Origin of the sequence: Pseudomonas protegens CHA0, from assembly GCF_000397205.1 — a bacterium.
Lineage (GTDB): Bacteria > Pseudomonadota > Gammaproteobacteria > Pseudomonadales > Pseudomonadaceae > Aquipseudomonas > Aquipseudomonas protegens.
In genome coordinates this window covers 18,167-37,839 of record NC_021237.1, presented here as the reverse complement: position 1 = coordinate 37,839, position 19,673 = coordinate 18,167, and the positions used below count along the sequence as shown (strand labels likewise).

Sequence of the window (19,673 nt, the reverse complement as noted above, 5' to 3'; positions counted from 1 at the left end):
TTCCTGATACAGAGGAATTAGCGCCTCGAGACACAGACTAAGCAGCAAGACCCGGGGGTTCGCGACCAAGGTGGCGAACCCCTTTTTGCTGTGTGTGTTGCGAGGAATACCTGATGAAAATGCCCAAACGTCTGATTGCCGGTGCCGCGGTGCTGATGCTCAGCGCCAGCCCGTTGCTGCAGGTCATGGCCGACGAGCGCGGCGGCTATGATCGTGGCGGGCCACAACAGGGCTATTGGGACAACCGTGGCAACGAGCACCGTGGCCCGGGGGATGATCGCCGCGGCGGCCCGCCACGGGATTTCGGCCCGGTGCGCCAGACCATCCGCGACAACCACGGCTACTTCGTCCGGGGCGCGCCGCCGCCTCCCGGCATCCACCTGGTGCGCGGCCAGCCACTGCCGCGCGGCTACTACGGCGAACGCCTGGAGCCCCGGGCCCTGTCGCGCCTGCCGGTGTACCCGGGGTACGAATGGCGACGCATGGGGGGCGACATCGTGCTGATCGCCGTGGGCACCGGCATCGTCTACGAGATCCTCGACGGCGTGCTCTACTGACCTCACCCGACCGGCCGGCCCCTGCAGGAGCCGGCTTGCCGGCGGTCCGTCGCCCTCAGACCCCCCTCAGGTCCAGTGGCCGCATAGCCCCCATCCAGATCGCATGGTTGGTGTGGTCCAGCAGGTCATCACCGGTATCCGGATGCAGGAACACCACCAGCCCCTGGCGATTGAGGGCCAGCCACGGCACCACCTGGGCAAACACCTCGGGGCCGAACGCCAACTGGCAGCTCCAGTCCGGATGCGGCCCCACCGGCCGCTCGTGGACCCGGCCCATTTTCAGTTCGAACAGCTGCGCCGCCCGCTCGCACAAGGCCCGGGCCTGGTCGATGGTGCTGGCGTCAAAGTAGACATGGGCGTGGTAGCCCTTGATCCGTTGCATGCAAACCCTCGCAATCAAGACGAACCCTCAAGGCTCGCCACAGGTCACAACCGGTACCTGTGGAAAATAAGGAAGCCAGGCCATGAAAAATGCCGAAACTCCGGTGGTCAAACTGGTGCTCTATGGTGCCATGAGCAGCCTGGGCAGTGCGTTGATGGCAGAGAGCCTGAGGCGCCAGCATGAGGTGATCGCCATTCTCGACGACCTCACCGCGCTGGCCCCGCGCCCAGGCCTGCGCGCCAAGGGCGGCGACCTGTTCGACCCGGACCGGGTCAAGCAGAGCGTAGCCGGTAGCTCGGCGGTGATCTGCCTGCTGGATGCCGCCGATCTGCCCGGCAGCACCACGCCCGGCCAGGCCCCCGACCCGGTGAACCAGGTACGGGCGGTGGATGCCCTGATCGAAGGCATGCAGGGCGCCGGCATCCGTAGGTTGATGCTGGTGGGGGAGTTCAGCGTTCTCGACAACCCGCCCTCCAGCACCAGCCTGCCTCACCATGCCGCGCAGGAAATCCTCGATGCACTGCGCAGCAGCGCGCTGGACTGGACCCTGATCAACGCGCCGCGGGGCGTGGCCGGGCTGGGTATCGAGCATTTCAACCAGGTTGGCGACAGCCTCGAGCCGGGGCTTGCCGAGCCGCTGCGACGGCTCAACGGCGTGGCAATCGGCATCAGCGACGAGCTGCGCCTGAATCTGCACCTGCGCGAGCATGTGAGTTTCATCGCCACCCAACCCCAGGCCGCCACCTAGCGGGCAATGGACGGCAGCGCCAGCCCCTTGAGGCTCTGGGCGCTGCCGGCCTGCTCGCTCATCAGCCAGTCGACGAAACGCTGGATCAGCGGGCCGCGGCGCTTGCGCTGGGGCAGCACCACGTAATAGCCGTAGGCGGACAGCGCGCTCTCGGCGATGGGCCGGCACAGCAGGCCCTGCTCCAGCAGGTCATCCACCAGGTGACGCCAGCCGATGGCCACGCCCTGGCCGCCGATGGCTGCCTGGATCAGCAGGGTGTAATTGTCGAAGCGCAATTGCCCTGGGGCCGGCGCACCCGCAAGGCCCAGCTCGCGAAATACCCCGCTCCAGTCGAACCAGTGGTTGCTGCCTTCACCCCGCAGGTGCAGCAGCGGCAGTTCCAGCAGGGAAGGGGCGGGCAGCGGCGCAGCACGGTCCTTGAGCAGCAGCGGGCTGCACACCGGAAACACTTCTTCGCTGAACAGCCAGTGGCTTTCCCCCTGCCTGAAGCGCCCGTCGCCGAACAGCACCGCCACGTCGATATCGCTGCGCAGCATGCTGTGGCTGCGCTCGCTGGTGACCAGGCTCACATCCACCTGGGGGTTGGCCTCATGAAAGCGATGCAGGCGGGGCATCAGCCAATAGGCGGCGAAAGCGAAATCCGTGGCCACCTGCAGCACCTCATGCTGATGCTGCTGGCTGAGGGCGCTGAGGCCGGCATCGATGCTCTGCAGGCCGGCCTGGACCTGATCCAGCAACAAGGCTGCAGACTCGGTGAGCTCGATGCCCCGGTAGATGCGGTCGAACAGGCGCACCCCCAGCTGCCCCTCCAGGCGCTTGATCTGCTGACTGATAGCCGGCTGGGTGGTGCCCAGTTCCACCGCCGCGGCGGTGAAGCTGCGCAGGCGCGCGGCTGCTTCGAACACCCGGAGCAGGTCCAGGGACAGGTCGCCAAGGGCTTCATACATAAGCTGTGCTTATCCTAGTCATTGCTGTACATGGGCTTTACCACCAACAGCATGGGATCCATGCTCGATTGCAGCACTTTCGCATAACCATCGAATATGGAATGCCGCGAATCCATGAAGCGCAAGAACATTCTTTTCATCATGGCCGATCAGATGGCCGCACCCTTGCTGCCGTTCTACGGACCCTCGCCGATCAAGCTGCCTCACCTCAGCCGGCTGGCCGCCCAGGGCGTGGTCTTCGACGCCGCCTACTGCAACAGCCCCTTGTGCGCACCCTCGCGCTTCACTTTGGTCAGCGGCCAGTTGCCCAGCCGGATCGGCGCCTACGACAACGCCGCGGACTTCCCCGCCGACGTGCCTACCTACGCCCACTACCTGCGGCGCCTGGGCTACCGCACTGCGCTCTCGGGCAAGATGCACTTCTGCGGCCCGGACCAGTTGCACGGTTATGAAGAGCGCCTGACCAGCGATATCTACCCCGCCGACTATGGCTGGGCGGTGAACTGGGACCAGCCCGATGTGCGCCCCAGCTGGTACCACAATATGTCCTCGGTACTGCAGGCCGGCCCCTGTGTACGCACCAACCAGCTGGATTTCGACGAGGAGGTGGTGTTCAAGGCCCAGCAATACCTGTTCGACCATGTGCGCGAGGCCGGCGACCAGCCGTTCTGCCTCACCGTCTCCATGACCCACCCCCACGATCCGTACACCATTCCCAGGGCCTTCTGGGACCTGTACCGCGACGACCAGATTCCACTGCCGCAGACCCCGCCCCAAAGCGAGCTGGATCCGCATTCCCAGCGCCTGCTCAAGGTCTACGACCTGTGGGACAAGCCCTTGCCTGTGGATAAGATCCGCGACGCGCGCCGCGCCTACTTCGGCGCCTGCAGCTACATCGACAGCAACGTCGGCAAGCTGCTGCAGACCCTGGAAGACACCGGGCTGGCGGACGACACGCTGATCGTGTTTTCCGGCGACCACGGCGACATGCTCGGCGAGCGCGGCCTCTGGTACAAAATGCACTGGTTTGAAATGGCCGCCCGGGTACCGCTGCTGATCTGTGCACCGGGGCAGTTCACTGCCGGCCGGGTCAGCGCCGCTGTCTCCACCGCCGACCTGCTGCCGACCCTGGTAGAGCTGGCCGGCGGCCGGGTCGATCCCGACCTGCCGCTGGATGGCCGCTCCCTGGTCCCGCACTTGCAAGGGCAGGGCGGGCACGACGAGGTGTTCGGCGAATACATGGCCGAAGGCACCATCGGCCCGCTGATGATGATTCGCCACGGTGCCTACAAGTTCATCTACAGCGAAGACGACCCCTGCCTACTCTTCGACCTGCACCACGACCCGCAAGAGCGCTGCGACCTTGGCCAGTCGCCCGAGCATCGGCCGCTGTTCGCCGCGTTCCTGGCAGAGGCCCGGGCCAAGTGGGACATTCCGCGCATTCACCAACAGGTCCTGGCCAGCCAGCGCCGCCGCCGGCTGGTGGCCGAGGCGCTGAGCCGGGGCAAACTCAAGAGCTGGGACCACCAGCCGCTGGTAGACGCCAGCCAGCAGTACATGCGCAACCACATCGACCTCGATGACCTGGAGCGCAAGGCCCGTTATCCACAACCCTGCCAAAACCAATAAAACGTAAGGGGAAAAGCATGCAAAGGTTATCCACAGCACTGACGCTCGGGCTTCTGGCCCTGGGCAGCGCATCCGCTTGGGCCGACTCGTGCGAGACCGTGAAGATGGCCGACCCGGGGTGGAGCGATATCGCCGCCACCAATGCCATCACCGGCTTCCTGCTGGACGGCATGGGCTACAAGGCGAAGATCGACACCCTGGCCGTGCCCATCACCTTCGGTGGTCTGAAGGATGGCCGGGTGGATGTATTCCTGGGTAACTGGATGCCGGCGCAGCAAGGCTTCCATGACAAGTTCGTGGCCAATGGCGACGTCACCCAGCTGGCCAAGAACCTGGAAGGGACCGAGTTCACCCTGGCGGTGCCGGACTATGTGTGGGAGGCCGGAGTGCATGATTTTGCCGACCTGGACAAGTTCGCCGACAAGTTCGACAAAAAGCTCTACGGCATCGGCTCCGGCGCGCCGGCCAACCTGTCGCTGCAGGAAATCATCAAGAGCAACCAGTTCAACCTGGGCCAGTGGAAGCTGATCGAGTCCAGTGAACAGGCAATGCTCGCCGAAGTGTCCCGGGCCACGAAAAAGCAGCGCTTCATCACCTTCCTCGGCTGGACTCCACACCCGATGAACGTGCAGTTGAAGATGCGCTACCTGACCGGCGGCGAAAAGTACTTCGGCGCCAGCGGCAGCGTCTACACCCTGACCCGCAAGGGTTATGCACAGGCTTGCCCGAACGTCGGCAAACTGCTGGGCAACCTGCGGTTCACCCAGGAGATGGAGAACAGCATCATGGCCGCGGTGGTCAACAGCAAACTCAGCAACACCGAGGCCGCCAAGGCCTGGATCAAGGCCCACCCGGCAGTGCTGGAGCAATGGCTGGAGGGAGTGCGAACCATTGATGACAAAGAGGCCCTGGCAGCGGTGAAGAGCAGGTTGTAGCCCGAGGTGCGCCGGCCATTCGCCGGCAAGCCGGCTCCTGCACCCAAAGCCTGGCAATGCTTTACCCTGGCCCACCGAATCAACCCACCCGTGAGGAACCATGGCCTGGCCCGACCGCCAATCTCTCCTGCCTTTGCTGAGCTGGCTGCCGCGCCAGACCCGGGCCAGCGTCGGCCGTGACCTGCTGGTGGGCCTGAGCGGCGCGATCCTCGCTCTGCCGCAATCCATCGCCTATGCCCTGATCGCCGGCCTGCCCCCGGAATACGGGCTGTACGCGGCCATAGTCCCGGTGCTGATCGCCTGCCTGTGGGGTTCATCGTGGCACCTGATCTGCGGCCCCACGGCGGCGATTTCCATCGTTCTCTATGCCAGCGTCAGCCCCCTGGCAGTGCCGGCCTCCGAGGACTACATCACCCTGATCCTGCTCCTGACGCTGTTGGCCGGGGTCTTCCAGTGGCTGCTGGGAATGCTGCGCTTCGGCGCCCTGGTGAACTTCGTCTCGCACTCGGTGGTGCTGGGCTTCACCCTCGGCGCGGCGGTGGTCATCGCCCTGGGCCAGTTGCCCAACCTGCTGGGGCTGGAACTGCCGAACCAGGCCACCGCCCTCAACAGCCTGAGCCAGTTGCTGCAGCACCTGGGCGAGGTGGACCGGCCTTCGCTGCTGCTGGGGCTGGGCACCCTAGCACTGGGGGTCGCCTTCAAGCTGCTGGCGCCGCGCTGGCCCGGCCTGCTGCTGAGCCTGGTGTTCAGTGCCCTGGTGGTATGGCTGCTGCCAGGGGTGTTTGGCCATGTGCAACTGGTCAGCGCCTTCGCCGGCCGGCTGCCGCCATTTAGCCCATTGCCCCTGGACCTGGAACTGATCCTGCGGTTGCTGCCCAGCGCAGTGGCGGTGGGCATGCTCGGGCTGGTCACCAGCCTGTCGATTGCCCGCTCGCTGTCAGCACGTTCGGAACAGTTGCTGGACGCCAACCAGGAAGTCCGCGCCCAGGGCCTGTCGAACATGGTCGGGGCGTTTTTCTCCGGCTACCTGTCCTCGGGCTCCTTCACCCGCTCCGGGTTGAGCTACGAGGCCGGCGCTTGCTCGCCCCTGGCCGGGGTGTTCTCGGCGCTGTGGGTGGCGCTGTTCGCCGTGGCCGGCGCCGGGCTGATCGCCCATATCCCGATCCCGGCCATGGCCGGCAGCATCCTGCTGATCTGCTGGGGGCTGGTGGACCACCGGGGCATTCGCGCGCTGTTCCGGGTCAGCCGCGCCGAGTTCGTGGTGATGAGCCTGACCTGCGTCGCCACCCTGCTCCTGGAGTTGCAGACCGCGATCTATGCCGGGGTCCTGGCGTCGCTGTTCTTCTACCTCAAGCGCACTTCGCAACCGCGGGTGCAGCAGTCCAGCGAAGGCGATGAAGACATCCTGCGGGTCGGCGGTTCGATTTTCTTCGGCGCCAGCCATTACCTGCAGGTGCGCATGCAGCGCTGCCACGCGCCCAGGCTGGTGATCGACGCACGGCAGATCAACTTTATCGACTACTCAGGGGTGGAAATGCTGCACCAAGAGGCGCGCCGGCTGAAACGCCAGGACCGTAGCCTGATCCTGCGCCGGGCACGGCAGACGGTGAAAGAAGAGTTGATCAAGCTCGAAGGCCCGGAACGCTGCCCGATCCACTTCGAAGACTGAACCCGCAGGCGCCTTGCCCACACCCGACGTGAGAGCCGGCTTGCCGGCGAATAAGCCCTTGAGCCTGGCCCAGCCTTGAAGCCGCCTTCGCTGGCAAGCCAGCTCCTAAGGGGGGTTACTGCGCCAGCTGACGACGCAGTTCAGCCAGCACCGGGGCACTGTCGGGGCGCACGCCGCGCCACAGGTAGAAGGCTTCCGCCGCTTGCTCGGCCAGCATGCCCAGGCCATCCAGCACCAGGGCCGCGCCCTGTTCACTGGCCCAGCGGCAGAACGGCGTCGGCTCCTTGGCGTACATCATGTCGTAGCACACGGTCTTGCCCGCCTCGATCAGGCTGCCGGCAATCGGCGGCAGCTCGCCCGAAAGGCTGGCGGAGGTGGCATTGATGATCAGGTCCACCGATTCCTGCAGCCAGTCGAAGCCGCTGGCCGATACCGGCCCCAGGTCGGCGAACAACTCCGCCAGCAGCTCAGCCTTTTCCACGGTGCGATTGGCGATTACCAAGGCCTCCGGCTGCTCGGCCAGCAACGGCTCCAGGGCACCACGGACCGCGCCGCCAGCCCCCAGCACAAGGATGCGCTTGCCCTTGAGGCTGACCCCGGCGTTCACCTTCAGGTCGCGCACCAGCCCGGCGCCGTCGGTGTTGTCCCCCAGCAGGCGGCCGTCGGCCTGCTTGCTCAGGGTGTTCACCGCGCCGGCGCGCTGGGCCCGTTCGGTCAGGCTGTCGCACAGGCGATAGGCCTCTTCCTTGAACGGCACCGTGACATTGGCCCCACGCCCGTGGGCGAAGAAACTGCGAGCGGTGCCGGCGAAATCATCCAGGGGCGCCAGCAGGGTGTTGTACTCCAGCTGCTGGCCGGTCTGCTGGGCGAACAGCCGATGGATCAGCGGCGACTTGCTGTGGCCGATCGGGTTACCAAAGACAACGTACTGATCCATCTCTCATCCCATTTGCTCAACACAGGGGTAGGAACCGCATCCGCCTTGAAGGCCTTTTCGCCGGCAAGCCGGCTTCTACACAGTGGGTGCGGTTTAGTTGCTGGCTGCCAGCCAGTCGCGATCCTGCAGGAAGTATTCGGTCAGGCGCGCTTCTTCGCTGCCCGGCTCGGCCTTCCAGTCATAGCCCCAGCGCACTTGTGGCGGCAGCGACATGAGGATCGACTCGGTGCGCCCGCCCGATTGCAGGCCGAACAGGGTGCCACGGTCGTAGACCAGGTTGAACTCCACGTAGCGGCCCCGGCGGAATTCCTGGAATTCCCGCTGCTGCGCGGTGTAGGCCGCGGCCTTGCGGCGCTGGACGATGGGCAGGTAGGCCTCGATGTAGGCGTCGCCGATGGCGCGCATGAAGGCGAAACTGGTGTCGAAGTCCCATTCGTTCAGATCGTCGAAGAACAGGCCGCCGATGCCCCGCGGTTCATTGCGGTGCTTGATGTGGAAATAGCTGTCGCACCAGGCCTTGTAGCGCGGGTAGACATCGGCACCGAAGGGCGCGCAGGCCCGCTCGGCAACCCGGTGCCAGTGCACGCAGTCATCGATGTTGCCGTAGTAGGGGGTCAGGTCAAAACCGCCGCCGAACCACCAGACCGGCTCTTCGCCTTCCTTCTCGGCGATGAAGAACCTCACGTTGGCGTGGGAAGTCGGCACATGGGGGTTGTGCGGGTGGATCACCAGGGACACGCCCAGGGCCTCGAAGCCACGGCCGGCCAGCTCGGGCCGGTGGGCACTGGCCGATGGCGGCAGGCCGCTGCCGAATACATGGGAGAAGTTCACCCCACCCTTTTCGATCACTGCACCGTCGCCGATCACCCGGGTACGCCCGCCACCACCGGCAGGCCGGGTCCAGGCGTCCTCGATGAAGCGTGCGCCACCGTCTTCGGTTTCCAGTGCAGCGCAAATGCGGTCTTGCAGGTCGAGCAGGTAGGCTTTCACGGCCTCGGTGCGGGTAGTCATGGCATCACCTTGAATCGGGCAAAGCTACGCGGCGCTAGGGATGGAGCACGGGCCGGCGCAAATGGGCGCGTAGCATAACACCGCGCCGGGGCGCTCCGCAGTTGACGAAGGTCAAGCAGAGGAGTCCGATAGAGCACTTTCACGACACGTCCGAGGAGAGAATGCAGATGGCCAAACGTATCCAGTTCCGCGCCCATGGCGGCCCCGAAGTGCTCGAATATGTGGATTACCAACCGGCGGAACCGGGCCCGCAACAGGTTCGCGTCAGCAACAAGGCCATCGGCCTGAACTTCATCGACACCTATTTCCGCAGCGGTCTCTACGCACCGCCCGCCCTGCCTTCGGGCCTGGGGGCCGAAGGCGCGGGCGTGGTCGAGGCCGTGGGCAGTGCCGTGACCCGTTTCAAGGTCGGCGACCGCGTGGCTTACGGCAGCGGCCCACTGGGGGCCTACAGCGATGTGCATGTGCTGCCCGAAGCCAACCTGGTACGCCTGCCGGACGCCATCAGCTTCGAACAGGCCGCCGGGGTCATGCTCAAGGGCCTGACCGTGCAGTACCTGCTGCGCCAGACCTATGAACTCCAGGGCGGCGAAACCGTGTTGTTCCACGCCGCTGCCGGCGGTGTCGGCTCCCTGGCCTGCCAGTGGGCCAAGGCCCTCGGGGTAAAGCTGATCGGCACCGTCAGCTCGCCGGAAAAGGCCGCCATCGCCAAGGCCCTGGGCGCCTGGGAAACCATCGACTACAGCCATGAAGACGTGGCCCAGCGAGTGCTGGAACTGACCGGCGGGAAGAAATGCCCGGTGGTCTACGACGGCGTGGGCAAGGACACCTGGCTGACCTCCCTGGACTGCCTGGCTCCACGCGGGCTGATGGTCAGCTTCGGCAACGCCTCTGGCGCAGTGGACGGGGTCAACCTGGGGATTCTCTCGGCCAAGGGCTCGCTGTACGTGACCCGGCCGACCCTGGCCAGCTACGCCAACAATGCCGAGAACCTGCAGCGCATGGCCGACGACCTGTTCGGCATGATTGCCAGCGGCAAGCTGAAGATCGAGATTGGCCAGCGCTTCGCCCTGGCGGATGCGGCCAAGGCCCATATCGAACTGTCGGCACGACGCACGACTGGCTCGACTGTGCTGCTGCCTTGAACGCCTTCGCCGGCAAGCCGGTTCCTGCCGAGTATCGTAGGAGCCGGCTTGCCGGAGAAGCGCTTCAGGAAGGCCGAACGACCTTGCCGGTAGCCAGGTCACGGATCAGGCTCGGGTTCTTGCGCCCGCCCAGGCTGCCACTGAGGACCAGATCCAGTTGCCCACGGAAATACTGCTCGATGCGCAGCCGCGTGCGCGCCGCCGGGCGCCCCTGGGGGTTGGCCGAGGTGGAAATCAGCGGGCCCACCAAGGAGCACAGCTCACGCACCAGCGGATGGTCGCTGACCCGCAGCGCCACCGTGTCATGGACCCCGGTGACCCACTCGGGCAACAGGTTCTGATGGGGCACCAGCCAGGTATTGGGCCCCGGCCAGGTGCTGGACATGCGATCGATCCAGGTGTCCGGGAAGTCCTCGAAGAGGAAATCGAACTGATGGATGTTGTCAGCGATCAGGATCAGGCCCTTGTCCACCGACCGTGACTTGATCGCCAGCAGGCGATCCACCGCCTCTTCATTCCACGGATCGCACCCCAGGCCCCAGACCGCTTCGGTTGGATAGGCAATCACCGCCCCTGCGCGAATCTCTCGTGCGGCTTGCTGCACGCGCCAACTGCTGACCATTGCCGACTCTCCAGATAAAAGCTGTGCGCAGTTTACCGATCCTGCTTATAAAACCTAGCTCAGACGCGCATACCAACGCCCATTTTCATGGACCGCACGGCCTTCGATCTCCAGCTCGGTCAGGGCCGCCAGCACCCGGGGCAGGGGCCAGCCGCTGGCGCTGGCCAAGGCTTCGCTGCTGTGGGGCGCCGCATGCAGCAAGGCCAGCAACGGGTGGGTACAGGCCGCTGTCGGCAACGTGGCGCTGGGCGGCAGGTTCTGCCAGCCGGCCAGGGTCTCCAGGATGTGCTGTACGCTTTCCACCAGCACCGCGCCGTCGCGGATCAACTGATGGCAGCCCCGGGCACCGGGGTGGTGGATAGAACCGGGGATGGCATACACCTCGCGGCCTTGCTCCGCCGCCAGCCGCGCGGTAATCAGCGAACCGCTGGCGACGCTGGCCTCCACCACCAGCACGCCCAGGGCCAGGCCACTGATGATTCGATTGCGCCGGGGGAAGTGTTCCGCACGCGCCGGGGTGTCCAGCGGGAACTCGGAAACCACCGCGCTGCCCTGGTCGATCATGGCCCTGGCCAGGGCCCGGTGCCGCTGTGGATAAAAATTTTCCAGGCCAGTGCCCAGCACGCCCACGGTACGCCCGCCAACATCCAGGGCCGCCTGATGGGCAGCGCCATCGACGCCCAGGGCCAGACCGCTGGTGATGACAAAACCGGCACGGGCCAGGCTGCGGGAAAAGGCCCCGGCGGTGTCCAGCCCCGGTCGCGATGCGCGACGGCTGCCCACCATCGCCAACTGCGGCCGTTCGAGAATCGAGGGGTCGCCGGCCACGAACAGCAGCGGTGGCGCATCCTCGAGTTGCGCCAGCAAGGGCGGGTAGCCGGGCTGGTCCCACATCAGCAAATGCTGGGCCTGGCTATCTATCCAGGCCAATGCGCGACGGGCGCCGTCGCGCACCTGGGGGCTGCGCCGGGCCTCGCTGCAGGCCGGCGGCAGGTCCAGGGAACGCCAGGCACTGGCCGGGGCACTGAGTGCTTTAGAAGCGCAACCGAATGCCTGAAGCAGGCGCTGAAAACGCATCGGCCCGAGTTCGGGCAGGACGTGCAAGCGCAATCGAGCTTCCAGTTCTGCCGGGGAAATGCTGCCGCTCATCGAGTTCGACATGGATCATCCTTGATCGTCAGGGCTCCAGCCTGAGCTGGAACAAGCTGTGGATAACTCTGTTGGTAACTTGTTGAGGAAAGATCTCCCTCAGGGGTTGCGGACCTTGTCCAGCACCGCCAGCGAACGCGTGGCCTTGAGTACCAATCCGTAGCTGAGCCTGTCGTAGCTGCGGAACACCATCAGCCAGCCGGCCGCCTCGTCGGGGATTTTCAGCGGCTCGCCGGTTTGCCGGTCGCGCACGGTTTCACCGGTCTTGATCACCGCCAGCACGTTGCCCTCCAGCAGGCCGTCGCGGCGCCCGCGGTTGAGGGTCACCACATCCAGGGCGCCGATCTGGGTGACCCCTCGGGGCACGTCGATGATCAGCCCTTCCACCGGCCGTTGCGGGGCACTGGGGTTGAAGGAGCCCGGCAACCCCGAGGTATCGGCGGCCAGCAAGCGATCACCCAGGCGCACTTCCTGGTTGCTGCTCTGCAAGGCGAGGGTGGCCAGGTCACCTTCGCTCGCCACCACCCGGGCGCTGCCAATGGCGTCGGCGTTGACCCCCAGCAGTTCCTGGCTCAGGGGGTCGCGGTAGACCTTGCCCTGGCGGAACAGCTCATAGACCGGCTGCTCAGGGTCCAGCCGGCCACGGGCGAAAAGCCGGTCGCCCATGCCACCCAGCACCCGCTCGCCCTCGCCGGCCACGATATACGGCGCCTGCTCCAGGGCCCCGGGCTGATCGACGATGCGGTTGTCCAGCAAGAAGCTGCTGATCGCTTGCAGGGGGATGCTCGGAATCGGGGCAGGGGGCAGGCGCCGGGCCTGGGGCGCGAGCTTGACCGTCGGCGGCGCCGCTGGTCGCTCCAGCTGCAGGCGTGGCGGGCCGTCATTGCGCACCAGTTGCAGGCGGTCACCGGGGAAGATCTGCCCGGCGAAGCCCGCCGGCCAGAGCTCGCGCCATTGCCAGGGCTGCTGCAGATACAGGCTGGCGACGCTCCACAGGGTATCGCCCGGCTGCACCCGATAGTGCTGTGGATAACTGTCCCGCAGTTGCACCTGGGCCTGGCCGATGGCGGTCCAGCCCGCCAGCAGCAGGGCGAACAGTGATTTCCTCATGGGCTGAATCCCTTTATTATGTGCGTTCGCGTGAAACGCCAGAGCCTGCACGGCTCGCTCCATCCCAGAGCACGTTTTGCACCGGCGGCCCAGGACCAGAACCTGCGCGGACGCCGACTCCGCCCTTACTTCACACGTGTAGCAATTACGCTTATGGCCATTTTAAACATCCTCGAATTCCCTGATCCGCGCCTGCGCACTATCGCCAAACCAGTGGCCGTAGTGGACGACGAAGTGCGTCAGTTGGTCGACGACATGTTTGAAACAATGTATGAGGCCCCAGGCATCGGTCTGGCGGCGACCCAGGTCAACGTGCACAAACGCGTGGTGGTCATGGACCTGTCCGAAGACCGCAGCGAACCACGGGTGTTCATCAACCCCGAGTTCGAAGCCCTGACCGACGAGATGGACCAGTACCAGGAAGGCTGCCTTTCGGTACCGGGCTTCTACGAAAACGTCGACCGTCCGCAACGGGTCAAGATCAAGGCCCTGGACCGCGACGGCCAGCCCTACGAACTGATCGCCGAAGGTTTGCTCGCCGTGTGCATCCAGCACGAATGCGACCACCTGAACGGCAAGTTGTTCGTCGACTACCTGTCCACGCTCAAGCGTGACCGGATCAAGAAGAAGCTGGAAAAGCAGCATCGCCAGCAGGCTTGATGACCGTCTTGCAAAGGCTTGCTACGGCAAGCCTTTTTCTTTTCCGCATGTTTAACATCGAGAATTCCCATGACTGAGCCACTGCGCATCGTCTTTGCCGGCACCCCCGAATTCGCCGCCGAACACCTCAAGGCCCTGCTCGACAGCCCTTACCAGATCGTTGCGGTCTACACCCAGCCGGACCGTCCGGCGGGGCGCGGGCAGAAGCTGATGCCCAGTCCGGTCAAGCAGCTTGCTCTGGAAAACGACATCCCCGTGCTGCAACCGCCGACCTTGCGCAATGCCGAGGCCCAAGCCGAACTGGCAGCGCTCAAGCCGGACCTGATGGTGGTGGTGGCCTATGGCCTGATCCTGCCCCAGGCGGTGCTGGATATTCCGCGCCTGGGTTGCATCAACAGCCACGCTTCGCTGTTGCCACGCTGGCGCGGTGCCGCGCCGATCCAGCGTGCGGTGCAAGCCGGTGACGCGCAAAGCGGGGTGACCGTGATGCGCATGGAAGCCGGCCTGGATACCGGGCCGATGCTGCTCAAGGTCAGCACCCCGATCAGCGCCGAAGATACCGGCGGCAGCCTGCACGACCGCCTGGCCGAGATGGGCCCGCCCGCAGTGCTGCAAGCCATCGAAGGCCTGGCCGCCGGCACCCTGGAAGGCGAAGTCCAGGACGACAGCCTGGCCACTTACGCCCACAAGCTGAACAAGGACGAGGCGCGCATCGACTGGAGCCGCCCGGCCGTGGAACTGGAGCGCCTGGTGCGGGCCTTCAACCCCTGGCCGATCTGCCACAGCAGCTTGAATGGCGAAGCGCTGAAAGTGCTGGCCGCCACCCTGGCCGAAGGCAAGGGCGCGCCGGGGGAAATCCTCGGCGCCAGCAAGGACGGCCTGATCGTTGCCTGCGGTGAGCAGGCGCTGTGCCTGACCCGCCTGCAACTGCCCGGGGGCAAGGCGCTGAACTTCAGCGACCTGTTCAACAGCCGCCGCGAGAAATTCGCCATCGGCACCCTGCTCGGCCCAGCAGCGGAGGCCCAATGAACCCGCGCCTGGCCGCCGCCAAGGCGCTGACTGCCGTGCTCAACGGCAAGGCCTCGCTCAACAGCTCGCTGCCGATCCAGCTGGACAAGGTCGAGGCCCGTGATCGCGGCTTCACCCAGGACCTGGCCTTCGGCACCGCACGCTGGCAGCCGCGGCTGTCGGCGCTGGCGGCCAAGCTGCTGCAGAAGCCGTTCAAGGCAGCCGACGCCGATGTCGAAGCATTGCTGCTGGTGGGCCTCTATCAGTTGCTCTACACCCGGGTTCCGGCCCACGCCGCCATCGGTGAGACCGTGGGCTGCGCCGACAAGCTGAAAAAGCCCTGGGCCAAGGCTCTGCTCAATGCCGTGCTGCGCCGTGCCCAACGCGAAAGCGAAACGCTGCTGGCCGAGTTGGAGCACGACCCGGTGGTGCGCACCGCGCACCCGCGCTGGTTGCAGAAATCCCTCAAGGCGTTCTGGCCCGAGCAGTGGGAAGCCATCTGCGCCGCCAACAACGCCCACCCGCCGATGATCCTGCGGGTCAACCGCCGGCATCATTCCCGCGATGCCTACCTGAAGCTGTTGAGCGAAGCGGGAGTTGCGGCCAAGGCTTGCGTCTATAGCCAGGACGGCATCGTCCTCGACGAAGCCTTGGATATACGCAGCCTGCCGGGCTTTGCCGAAGGCTGGATCAGTGTGCAGGACGAGGCCGCGCAACTGGCCGCCGAGCTGCTGGAACTGGCGCCGGGGCAACGGGTGCTGGACGCCTGCTGCGCTCCGGGCGGCAAGACCTGCCACATCCTCGAAGTGCAACCGGCCCTGGCCGGCGTGGTAGCGGTGGACCTGGAGGCCAAGCGCCTGGTGCGGGTACGGGAAAACCTCGACCGCCTGGGGCTCGACGCCCAATTGATCGCCGCCGATGGCCGCGACACCCAGGCCTGGTGGGACGGCAAGCCGTTCCAGCGGATCCTGCTGGACGCTCCCTGCTCGGCCACCGGGGTGATCCGCCGCCATCCGGATATCAAGCTGACCCGCCAGCCCGAAGACATCGCCGCCCTGGCGCAACTGCAAGGCGAACTGCTGGATGCCATGTGGCAGGCCCTGGAAGTGGGCGGCATCCTGCTCTACGCCACCTGCTCGACCCTGCCCACCGAGAACACCGAGGTCATCGAGGCCTTCCTGGCCCGCACCCCGGGTGCTCGTGAATTGGACATCGGCGGCCAACTGGGGCAGCCTGCGGCCGGCCTCAAGCAGCCCCACGGGCGCCAGTTGCTGGCGCAAGAAGGCGGCCACGACGGCTTCTACTACGCCAAGCTGATCAAGATTGCCGCCGCACGCGGTTAAACGGTTTTAAGGGAGTGACTGGATGAAGATCATCATCCTCGGCGCCGGGCAAGTGGGTGGCACGCTGGCGGAACACCTGGCCAGCGAAGCCAACGATATCACCGTGGTCGACACCGACGGCGAACGCCTGCGCGACCTCGGCGACCGCCTGGACATCCGCACCGTGCAGGGCCGCGCCTCGTTCCCGACGGTGCTGCGCCAGGCCGGCGCCGACGACGCCGACATGCTGGTGGCGGTAACTAACAGCGACGAGACCAACATGGTCGCTTGCCAGGTGGCCCACACCCTGTTCCACACCCCGACCAAGATCGCCCGGGTGCGCGAAGCCGCCTACCTGACCCGCGCCGGGCTGTTCGACAACGATGCGATCCCGGTGGACGTGCTGATCAGCCCCGAGCAGGTGGTGACCAACTACATCAAGCGCCTGATCGAGCACCCCGGTGCGCTGCAGGTGATCGACTTCGCCGAAGGCAAGGCGCAACTGGTGGCGGTCAAGGCCTACTACGGTGGCCCGCTGGTGGGCCAGCAACTGCGCCAGCTGCGCGAGCACATGCCCAACGTCGACACCCGGGTGGCGGCGATCTTCCGTCGCGACCGGCCGATCATGCCCAAGGGCGATACGGTGATCGAGGCCGACGACGAAGTGTTCTTCATCGCCGCCAAGGCCCACATCCGTGCGGTGATGAGCGAGATGCGCCGCCTGGAGGAATCCTACAAGCGCATCGTCATCGCCGGTGGCGGGCAGATCGGCGAGCGCCTGGCCGAGGCCATCGAAAGCCGCTACCAGGTGAAGATCATCGAGATGAACCCGGCCCGCTGCCGCTACCTCTCCGACACCCTGGACAGCACCGTGGTGCTGCAGGGCAGCGCCTCGGACCGCGACCTGCTGCTGGAAGAGAACATCGCCGACGCCGATATCTTCCTGGCCCTGACCAACGACGACGAAGCCAACATCATGTCCTCGCTGCTGGCCAAGCGCCTGGGAGCGAAGAAGGTGATGACCATCATCAACAACCCGGCCTACGTCGACCTGATCCAGGGTGGCGACATCGACATCGCCATCAGCCCGCAGCTGGCCACCATCGGCACGCTGCTGGCCCACGTGCGCCGCGGCGATATCGTCAGCGTGCACTCCCTGCGCCGGGGCGCGGCGGAAGCCATCGAGGCCATCGCCCACGGCGACGCCAAGTCGAGCAAGGTGATCGGCCGTGCCATCGAGAACATCGGCCTGCCGCCGGGAACCACCATCGGCGCGATCATTCGCGACGAAGAAGTGCTGATCGCCCACGACGACACGGTGATCGAAGCCGGCGACCACGTGATCCTGTTCCTTGTGGATAAAAAACACATCCGCGACGTGGAGAAACTGTTCCACGTCGGCCTGAGCTTCTTCTGATCAACAACTCTGTAGCCGCTGCCGAAGGCTGCGATCGACTGCGCAGCAGGCGCTGCCCTTGCGAAGGCCCTGCGGGCCTGATCGCAACCTGCGGCGGCTACATGAGCCCACAGGAGTGACAACGATGCTTGAATCCCTGGAAAAAATGCTCGCCAAGGGTGTGGATAACGCCCTGCTGCGCTTCGGCCTGGGCAAGGGTTACCTGGATCAGGGCGATTTCGCCAAGGCCGCCGAGCACCTGCAACGTTGCGTGGCCTTCGACCCCAAGTATTCCGCGGCGTGGAAGTTGCTGGGCAAGGCCTGCCAGGGGCAGGGCGACCTGCCGGCAGCGCGCCAGGCCTGGGAACAGGGCCTGGAAGCGGCCCGGGGCCACGGCGACAAGCAGGCGGAAAAGGAAATGACGGTGTTCCTGAAAAAACTCGACCGCCAGTCTCAAGGCTGACCCCACCCCTCCTCGGTAGCCGCTGCTGCAGGCTGCGAACGAGCTGGGCGGCACTCCGATGCACTGCTCGCTAGCTCTGAAGACCCGCACAGGCTCGACAAGAGAGCGCCAAGCAAGGCCCTTCGGTCCTTTTCGCAGCCTCGCGGGCTCGGCAACGGCTACAGGGCTATTTCACAGGTAGCGCAGGGCGATCCCTTCCGCGTCCACTTGCACCACTTCCATGCGCACCCGCGGCGCCGTCACCGGCAGGCCCTGGACCTGGCCGTAGACCACCGCGCCCTTGGGCAGTCTTGCCAGGGCCGGGCTCTGTACATAGACGCCGCTGGCGGACAGGTTGCGGGTCTGCCCCAGGCATTCGCCGATGCTTTCGTGGGAAATCTTGATGCGGAACGACTTGCGATGATCGGACATCTTCTGCGCCCTTGTTCGGTGTGCTGTGGATAACTCCCGATGCGGGGTTATCCACAGATCGTGCCAGCTCCCTCAGTACCAGCGCGCCTCGCCAGGCGGGCGCTTCTTGAAGCGTTTCATGCTCCACATGTACTGGCTCGGATAGGCCCCCACATAACGCTCGACCACCTTGCTCATGGCCGCGCAGGAGGTTTCGGTATCGGTGCTGTACATGTCTTCCGGCGCCGCTTCGAGGATCACCTTGTAGCCCGAGCCGTCGGGCAGGCGCAGGGCATGGAGGAACACGCCGACCGCCTTGCCGCCGGCCAGCATGTTCGGCACGAACTTGCTGGTCAGGGCCTGGGTGGCGAAGAAGGGCACGAAGATCCCGGCGGATTCGGCCGGTTCCGGGTCGGCGGGGATGCCCACTGCCCCCCCTTTGCGCACTTCCTTGATGACGCTGAGGATGCCTTCCTTGGTGGAAGCCGCCACGCGGTTGCCCAGTTGCACCCGCTGCTTGCGCAGCAGTTCGTCCACCGCCTTGAGCTTGGGCGGACGGTAGAAAATGATCGGTTTGCACTGGCTGCAATAGAAGTGGTTGAGCACTTCCCAGTTGCCCAGGTGGCTGGTAATGCCAACCACGCCCTTGCCCGAGGCCAGGGCGTCCTTGAGTACTTCCAGGCCCTCGACTTCACGCACCAGGGCAATGGAACGCTCGGCCGGCCAGATCCAGGCGCAGGCGCTTTCAGTCAGGGACTTGCCGATGTCCTTCAGGCTCTGGCCCACCAGGCGCTCGCGTTCCGCCGGGTCCATCTGTGGAAAACACTTGGCCAGGTTGATGCGCACCACCTCGCGGGAACGATTGGGCGTCTTCCACATGATCCAGCCGATGGCTGCGCCGACCGCCTGCACCGCGCGCCAGGGCAGCAGGGCAAACAACCGCAGAGCACCCACCAGCAGGGCGCCTTTGAACTTATCCACAAATGACTCCTGATCTTGGTCATGAAGCGTGTCGCCAGCCGGCTATTCTAACCGCGCATGGGCCAGGATGGCGTACCGATCACAGTCCAGGGTGTGGTCCATGACCATCCCCGAGGCCTGCATCAGCGCATAACAGATGGTCGGGCCGACGAAAGTGAAGCCGGCCTTGCGCAAGCCGCGGCTCATGGCTTCGGCCTCCGGCGTCACCGCCGGCACTTCGCTGCGGTCCTTGAAATGGTTGATCTTCGGCACGCCACCGACGAAGGCCCAGAGAAAGGCCACCGGGTCTTCCAGCTCCAGCCAGGCCTGGGCGTTGCGCCGCGCGGCGTTGAGCTTGAGGCGGTTGCGGATGATGCCCGGGTCCTGCATCAGGTCGTCGATCTCGGCATCGCTCATCTGCGCCACGCGCTGCACATCGAAGCCGAACAGCACCTGGCGATAGTGCTCGCGCTTCTTCAGCACGGTGATCCATGACAGCCCGGCCTGGAACCCTTCGAGCAATAACAACTCGAACAAGCGCTGCCCATCGCGCAGCGGCACGCCCCACTCCTGATCGTGATAAGCCATGTACAGCGGATCTTCGGAACACCAAAAGCAGCGTGGCATAAGGCT

General features: G+C 65.5%; 21 protein-coding genes. 11 read left to right on the top strand and 10 right to left on the bottom strand.

Annotation, left to right across the window (positions count from 1 at the left end; translation table 11 throughout):
• Nucleotides 1-113 precede the first annotated feature (113 nt).
• Nucleotides 114-557 carry an anti-virulence regulator CigR family protein gene (locus PFLCHA0_RS00185; RefSeq protein WP_015633626.1) on the top strand — a complete coding sequence of 148 codons (444 nt, stop codon included), beginning with the start codon at nucleotides 114-116 and terminating at the stop codon, nucleotides 555-557.
• 55 nt (nucleotides 558-612) lie between these two features.
• On the opposite strand, the gene PFLCHA0_RS00180 is transcribed toward PFLCHA0_RS00185, so the two are convergent.
• Complete coding sequence (locus tag PFLCHA0_RS00180) at nucleotides 613-939, bottom strand: DOPA 4,5-dioxygenase family protein (protein ID WP_015633625.1); 327 nt, start codon at nucleotides 937-939, stop codon at nucleotides 613-615.
• Between the two features lie 82 nt (nucleotides 940-1,021).
• Here PFLCHA0_RS00180 and PFLCHA0_RS00175 point away from each other — a divergent pair, with 82 nt between their 5' ends.
• The gene (locus tag PFLCHA0_RS00175; RefSeq protein WP_015633624.1) at nucleotides 1,022-1,687 is read left to right on the top strand and encodes an NAD(P)-dependent oxidoreductase; all 666 of its coding nucleotides are present in this window, start codon (nucleotides 1,022-1,024) and stop codon (nucleotides 1,685-1,687) included.
• On the opposite strand, the gene PFLCHA0_RS00170 is transcribed toward PFLCHA0_RS00175, so the two are convergent.
• The gene (locus tag PFLCHA0_RS00170; protein ID WP_015633623.1) at nucleotides 1,684-2,634 is read right to left on the bottom strand and encodes a choline sulfate utilization transcriptional regulator; all 951 of its coding nucleotides are present in this window, start codon (nucleotides 2,632-2,634) and stop codon (nucleotides 1,684-1,686) included. The two genes, PFLCHA0_RS00175 and PFLCHA0_RS00170, sit on opposite strands and share 4 nt — an antisense overlap.
• Nucleotides 2,635-2,748: 114 nt before the next feature.
• Here PFLCHA0_RS00170 and betC point away from each other — a divergent pair, with 114 nt between their 5' ends.
• The 3 genes from betC (at nucleotide 2,749) to PFLCHA0_RS00155 (ending at nucleotide 6,867) form a co-directional block, all read left to right on the top strand.
• Entirely contained in the window at nucleotides 2,749-4,263 is a 1,515-nt protein-coding gene (betC, locus tag PFLCHA0_RS00165) for a choline-sulfatase (RefSeq protein ID WP_041751891.1), read from the top strand.
• A 17-nt stretch (nucleotides 4,264-4,280) separates the two neighbouring features.
• Nucleotides 4,281-5,198 (top strand): choline ABC transporter substrate-binding protein, encoded by a 918-nt coding sequence (gene choX, locus PFLCHA0_RS00160; protein ID WP_011058419.1) that lies wholly within the window; start codon nucleotides 4,281-4,283, stop codon nucleotides 5,196-5,198.
• Between the two features lie 100 nt (nucleotides 5,199-5,298).
• On the top strand, nucleotides 5,299-6,867 hold the full coding sequence (locus PFLCHA0_RS00155) for a SulP family inorganic anion transporter (protein WP_015633621.1): 1,569 nt from the start codon (nucleotides 5,299-5,301) through the stop codon (nucleotides 6,865-6,867).
• A 115-nt stretch (nucleotides 6,868-6,982) separates the two neighbouring features.
• Here the strand turns inward: PFLCHA0_RS00155 and aroE are convergent, their stop codons facing one another.
• Together aroE and hemF are read right to left on the bottom strand one after the other, a co-directional pair.
• The gene (gene aroE, locus PFLCHA0_RS00150) at nucleotides 6,983-7,804 is read right to left on the bottom strand and encodes a shikimate dehydrogenase (protein WP_015633620.1); all 822 of its coding nucleotides are present in this window, start codon (nucleotides 7,802-7,804) and stop codon (nucleotides 6,983-6,985) included.
• 93 nt (nucleotides 7,805-7,897) lie between these two features.
• Entirely contained in the window at nucleotides 7,898-8,815 is a 918-nt protein-coding gene (hemF, locus tag PFLCHA0_RS00145; protein WP_011058416.1) for an oxygen-dependent coproporphyrinogen oxidase, read from the bottom strand.
• Nucleotides 8,816-8,982: 167 nt separating this feature from the next.
• On the opposite strand from hemF, the gene PFLCHA0_RS00140 reads away from it, so the two are divergent.
• A complete protein-coding gene (locus tag PFLCHA0_RS00140) occupies nucleotides 8,983-9,960 on the top strand; it encodes an NADPH:quinone reductase (protein ID WP_026020270.1) in 978 nt (325 codons plus the stop codon).
• 64 nt (nucleotides 9,961-10,024) lie between these two features.
• Here PFLCHA0_RS00140 and PFLCHA0_RS00135 read toward each other — a convergent pair whose 3' ends face one another.
• The 3 genes from PFLCHA0_RS00135 to PFLCHA0_RS00125 all read right to left on the bottom strand — a co-directional run bounded on the left by PFLCHA0_RS00135 (nucleotide 10,025) and on the right by PFLCHA0_RS00125 (nucleotide 12,841).
• Nucleotides 10,025-10,582, bottom strand: a complete 558-nt coding sequence (locus PFLCHA0_RS00135; RefSeq protein ID WP_011058414.1) for an L-threonylcarbamoyladenylate synthase type 1 TsaC — start codon at nucleotides 10,580-10,582, stop codon at nucleotides 10,025-10,027.
• Between the two features lie 54 nt (nucleotides 10,583-10,636).
• Nucleotides 10,637-11,743: a DNA-processing protein DprA gene (gene dprA, locus PFLCHA0_RS00130; RefSeq protein WP_015633618.1), complete on the bottom strand. Its 1,107-nt coding sequence runs from the start codon at nucleotides 11,741-11,743 to the stop codon at nucleotides 10,637-10,639.
• Between the two features lie 87 nt (nucleotides 11,744-11,830).
• Nucleotides 11,831-12,841, bottom strand: a complete 1,011-nt coding sequence (locus PFLCHA0_RS00125; protein ID WP_015633617.1) for a LysM peptidoglycan-binding domain-containing protein — start codon at nucleotides 12,839-12,841, stop codon at nucleotides 11,831-11,833.
• Between the two features lie 153 nt (nucleotides 12,842-12,994).
• Here PFLCHA0_RS00125 and def point away from each other — a divergent pair, with 153 nt between their 5' ends.
• The 5 genes from def (at nucleotide 12,995) to PFLCHA0_RS00100 (ending at nucleotide 17,690) form a co-directional block, all read left to right on the top strand.
• A complete protein-coding gene (def, locus tag PFLCHA0_RS00120) occupies nucleotides 12,995-13,501 on the top strand; it encodes a peptide deformylase (RefSeq protein ID WP_011058411.1) in 507 nt (168 codons plus the stop codon).
• A gap of 69 nt (nucleotides 13,502-13,570) precedes the next feature.
• On the top strand, nucleotides 13,571-14,530 hold the full coding sequence (gene fmt / locus PFLCHA0_RS00115; protein ID WP_015633615.1) for a methionyl-tRNA formyltransferase: 960 nt from the start codon (nucleotides 13,571-13,573) through the stop codon (nucleotides 14,528-14,530).
• The gene (gene rsmB / locus PFLCHA0_RS00110; RefSeq protein WP_015633614.1) at nucleotides 14,527-15,852 is read left to right on the top strand and encodes a 16S rRNA (cytosine(967)-C(5))-methyltransferase RsmB; all 1,326 of its coding nucleotides are present in this window, start codon (nucleotides 14,527-14,529) and stop codon (nucleotides 15,850-15,852) included. The genes fmt and rsmB overlap by 4 nt, the downstream gene beginning before the upstream one ends.
• A 22-nt stretch (nucleotides 15,853-15,874) precedes the next feature.
• Entirely contained in the window at nucleotides 15,875-17,248 is a 1,374-nt protein-coding gene (gene trkA, locus PFLCHA0_RS00105) for a Trk system potassium transporter TrkA (RefSeq protein ID WP_011058408.1), read from the top strand.
• Nucleotides 17,249-17,372: 124 nt separating this feature from the next.
• The gene (locus PFLCHA0_RS00100) at nucleotides 17,373-17,690 is read left to right on the top strand and encodes a tetratricopeptide repeat protein (RefSeq protein WP_011058407.1); all 318 of its coding nucleotides are present in this window, start codon (nucleotides 17,373-17,375) and stop codon (nucleotides 17,688-17,690) included.
• 171 nt (nucleotides 17,691-17,861) lie between these two features.
• On the opposite strand, the gene PFLCHA0_RS00095 is transcribed toward PFLCHA0_RS00100, so the two are convergent.
• The 3 genes from PFLCHA0_RS00095 to tag form a co-directional block, all read right to left on the bottom strand.
• Nucleotides 17,862-18,101 carry a PilZ domain-containing protein gene (locus tag PFLCHA0_RS00095; RefSeq protein ID WP_011058406.1) on the bottom strand — a complete coding sequence of 80 codons (240 nt, stop codon included), beginning with the start codon at nucleotides 18,099-18,101 and terminating at the stop codon, nucleotides 17,862-17,864.
• Between the two features lie 72 nt (nucleotides 18,102-18,173).
• The gene (locus PFLCHA0_RS00090; RefSeq protein ID WP_011058405.1) at nucleotides 18,174-19,061 is read right to left on the bottom strand and encodes a lysophospholipid acyltransferase; all 888 of its coding nucleotides are present in this window, start codon (nucleotides 19,059-19,061) and stop codon (nucleotides 18,174-18,176) included.
• 42 nt (nucleotides 19,062-19,103) lie between these two features.
• Nucleotides 19,104-19,667 (bottom strand): DNA-3-methyladenine glycosylase I, encoded by a 564-nt coding sequence (gene tag / locus PFLCHA0_RS00085; protein WP_015633613.1) that lies wholly within the window; start codon nucleotides 19,665-19,667, stop codon nucleotides 19,104-19,106.
• Nucleotides 19,668-19,673: the final 6 nt, after the last annotated feature.

What these genes read in the sequence shown, in the direction of transcription:
- PFLCHA0_RS00185 (WP_015633626.1), top strand. Translation starts at nt 114, where the DNA reads ATGAAAATGCCCAAACGTCTGATTGCCGGTGCCGCGGTGCTGATGCTC.
- PFLCHA0_RS00180 (WP_015633625.1), bottom strand. Translation starts at nt 939, where the DNA reads ATGCAACGGATCAAGGGCTACCACGCCCATGTCTACTTTGACGCCAGC.
- PFLCHA0_RS00175 (WP_015633624.1), top strand. Translation starts at nt 1,022, where the DNA reads ATGAAAAATGCCGAAACTCCGGTGGTCAAACTGGTGCTCTATGGTGCC.
- PFLCHA0_RS00170 (WP_015633623.1), bottom strand. Translation starts at nt 2,634, where the DNA reads ATGTATGAAGCCCTTGGCGACCTGTCCCTGGACCTGCTCCGGGTGTTC.
- betC (WP_041751891.1), top strand. Translation starts at nt 2,749, where the DNA reads ATGAAGCGCAAGAACATTCTTTTCATCATGGCCGATCAGATGGCCGCA.
- choX (WP_011058419.1), top strand. Translation starts at nt 4,281, where the DNA reads ATGCAAAGGTTATCCACAGCACTGACGCTCGGGCTTCTGGCCCTGGGC.
- PFLCHA0_RS00155 (WP_015633621.1), top strand. Translation starts at nt 5,299, where the DNA reads ATGGCCTGGCCCGACCGCCAATCTCTCCTGCCTTTGCTGAGCTGGCTG.
- aroE (WP_015633620.1), bottom strand. Translation starts at nt 7,804, where the DNA reads ATGGATCAGTACGTTGTCTTTGGTAACCCGATCGGCCACAGCAAGTCG.
- hemF (WP_011058416.1), bottom strand. Translation starts at nt 8,815, where the DNA reads ATGACTACCCGCACCGAGGCCGTGAAAGCCTACCTGCTCGACCTGCAA.
- PFLCHA0_RS00140 (WP_026020270.1), top strand. Translation starts at nt 8,983, where the DNA reads ATGGCCAAACGTATCCAGTTCCGCGCCCATGGCGGCCCCGAAGTGCTC.
- PFLCHA0_RS00135 (WP_011058414.1), bottom strand. Translation starts at nt 10,582, where the DNA reads ATGGTCAGCAGTTGGCGCGTGCAGCAAGCCGCACGAGAGATTCGCGCA.
- dprA (WP_015633618.1), bottom strand. Translation starts at nt 11,743, where the DNA reads ATGTCGAACTCGATGAGCGGCAGCATTTCCCCGGCAGAACTGGAAGCT.
- PFLCHA0_RS00125 (WP_015633617.1), bottom strand. Translation starts at nt 12,841, where the DNA reads ATGAGGAAATCACTGTTCGCCCTGCTGCTGGCGGGCTGGACCGCCATC.
- def (WP_011058411.1), top strand. Translation starts at nt 12,995, where the DNA reads ATGGCCATTTTAAACATCCTCGAATTCCCTGATCCGCGCCTGCGCACT.
- fmt (WP_015633615.1), top strand. Translation starts at nt 13,571, where the DNA reads ATGACTGAGCCACTGCGCATCGTCTTTGCCGGCACCCCCGAATTCGCC.
- rsmB (WP_015633614.1), top strand. Translation starts at nt 14,527, where the DNA reads ATGAACCCGCGCCTGGCCGCCGCCAAGGCGCTGACTGCCGTGCTCAAC.
- trkA (WP_011058408.1), top strand. Translation starts at nt 15,875, where the DNA reads ATGAAGATCATCATCCTCGGCGCCGGGCAAGTGGGTGGCACGCTGGCG.
- PFLCHA0_RS00100 (WP_011058407.1), top strand. Translation starts at nt 17,373, where the DNA reads ATGCTTGAATCCCTGGAAAAAATGCTCGCCAAGGGTGTGGATAACGCC.
- PFLCHA0_RS00095 (WP_011058406.1), bottom strand. Translation starts at nt 18,101, where the DNA reads ATGTCCGATCATCGCAAGTCGTTCCGCATCAAGATTTCCCACGAAAGC.
- tag (WP_015633613.1), bottom strand. Translation starts at nt 19,667, where the DNA reads ATGCCACGCTGCTTTTGGTGTTCCGAAGATCCGCTGTACATGGCTTAT.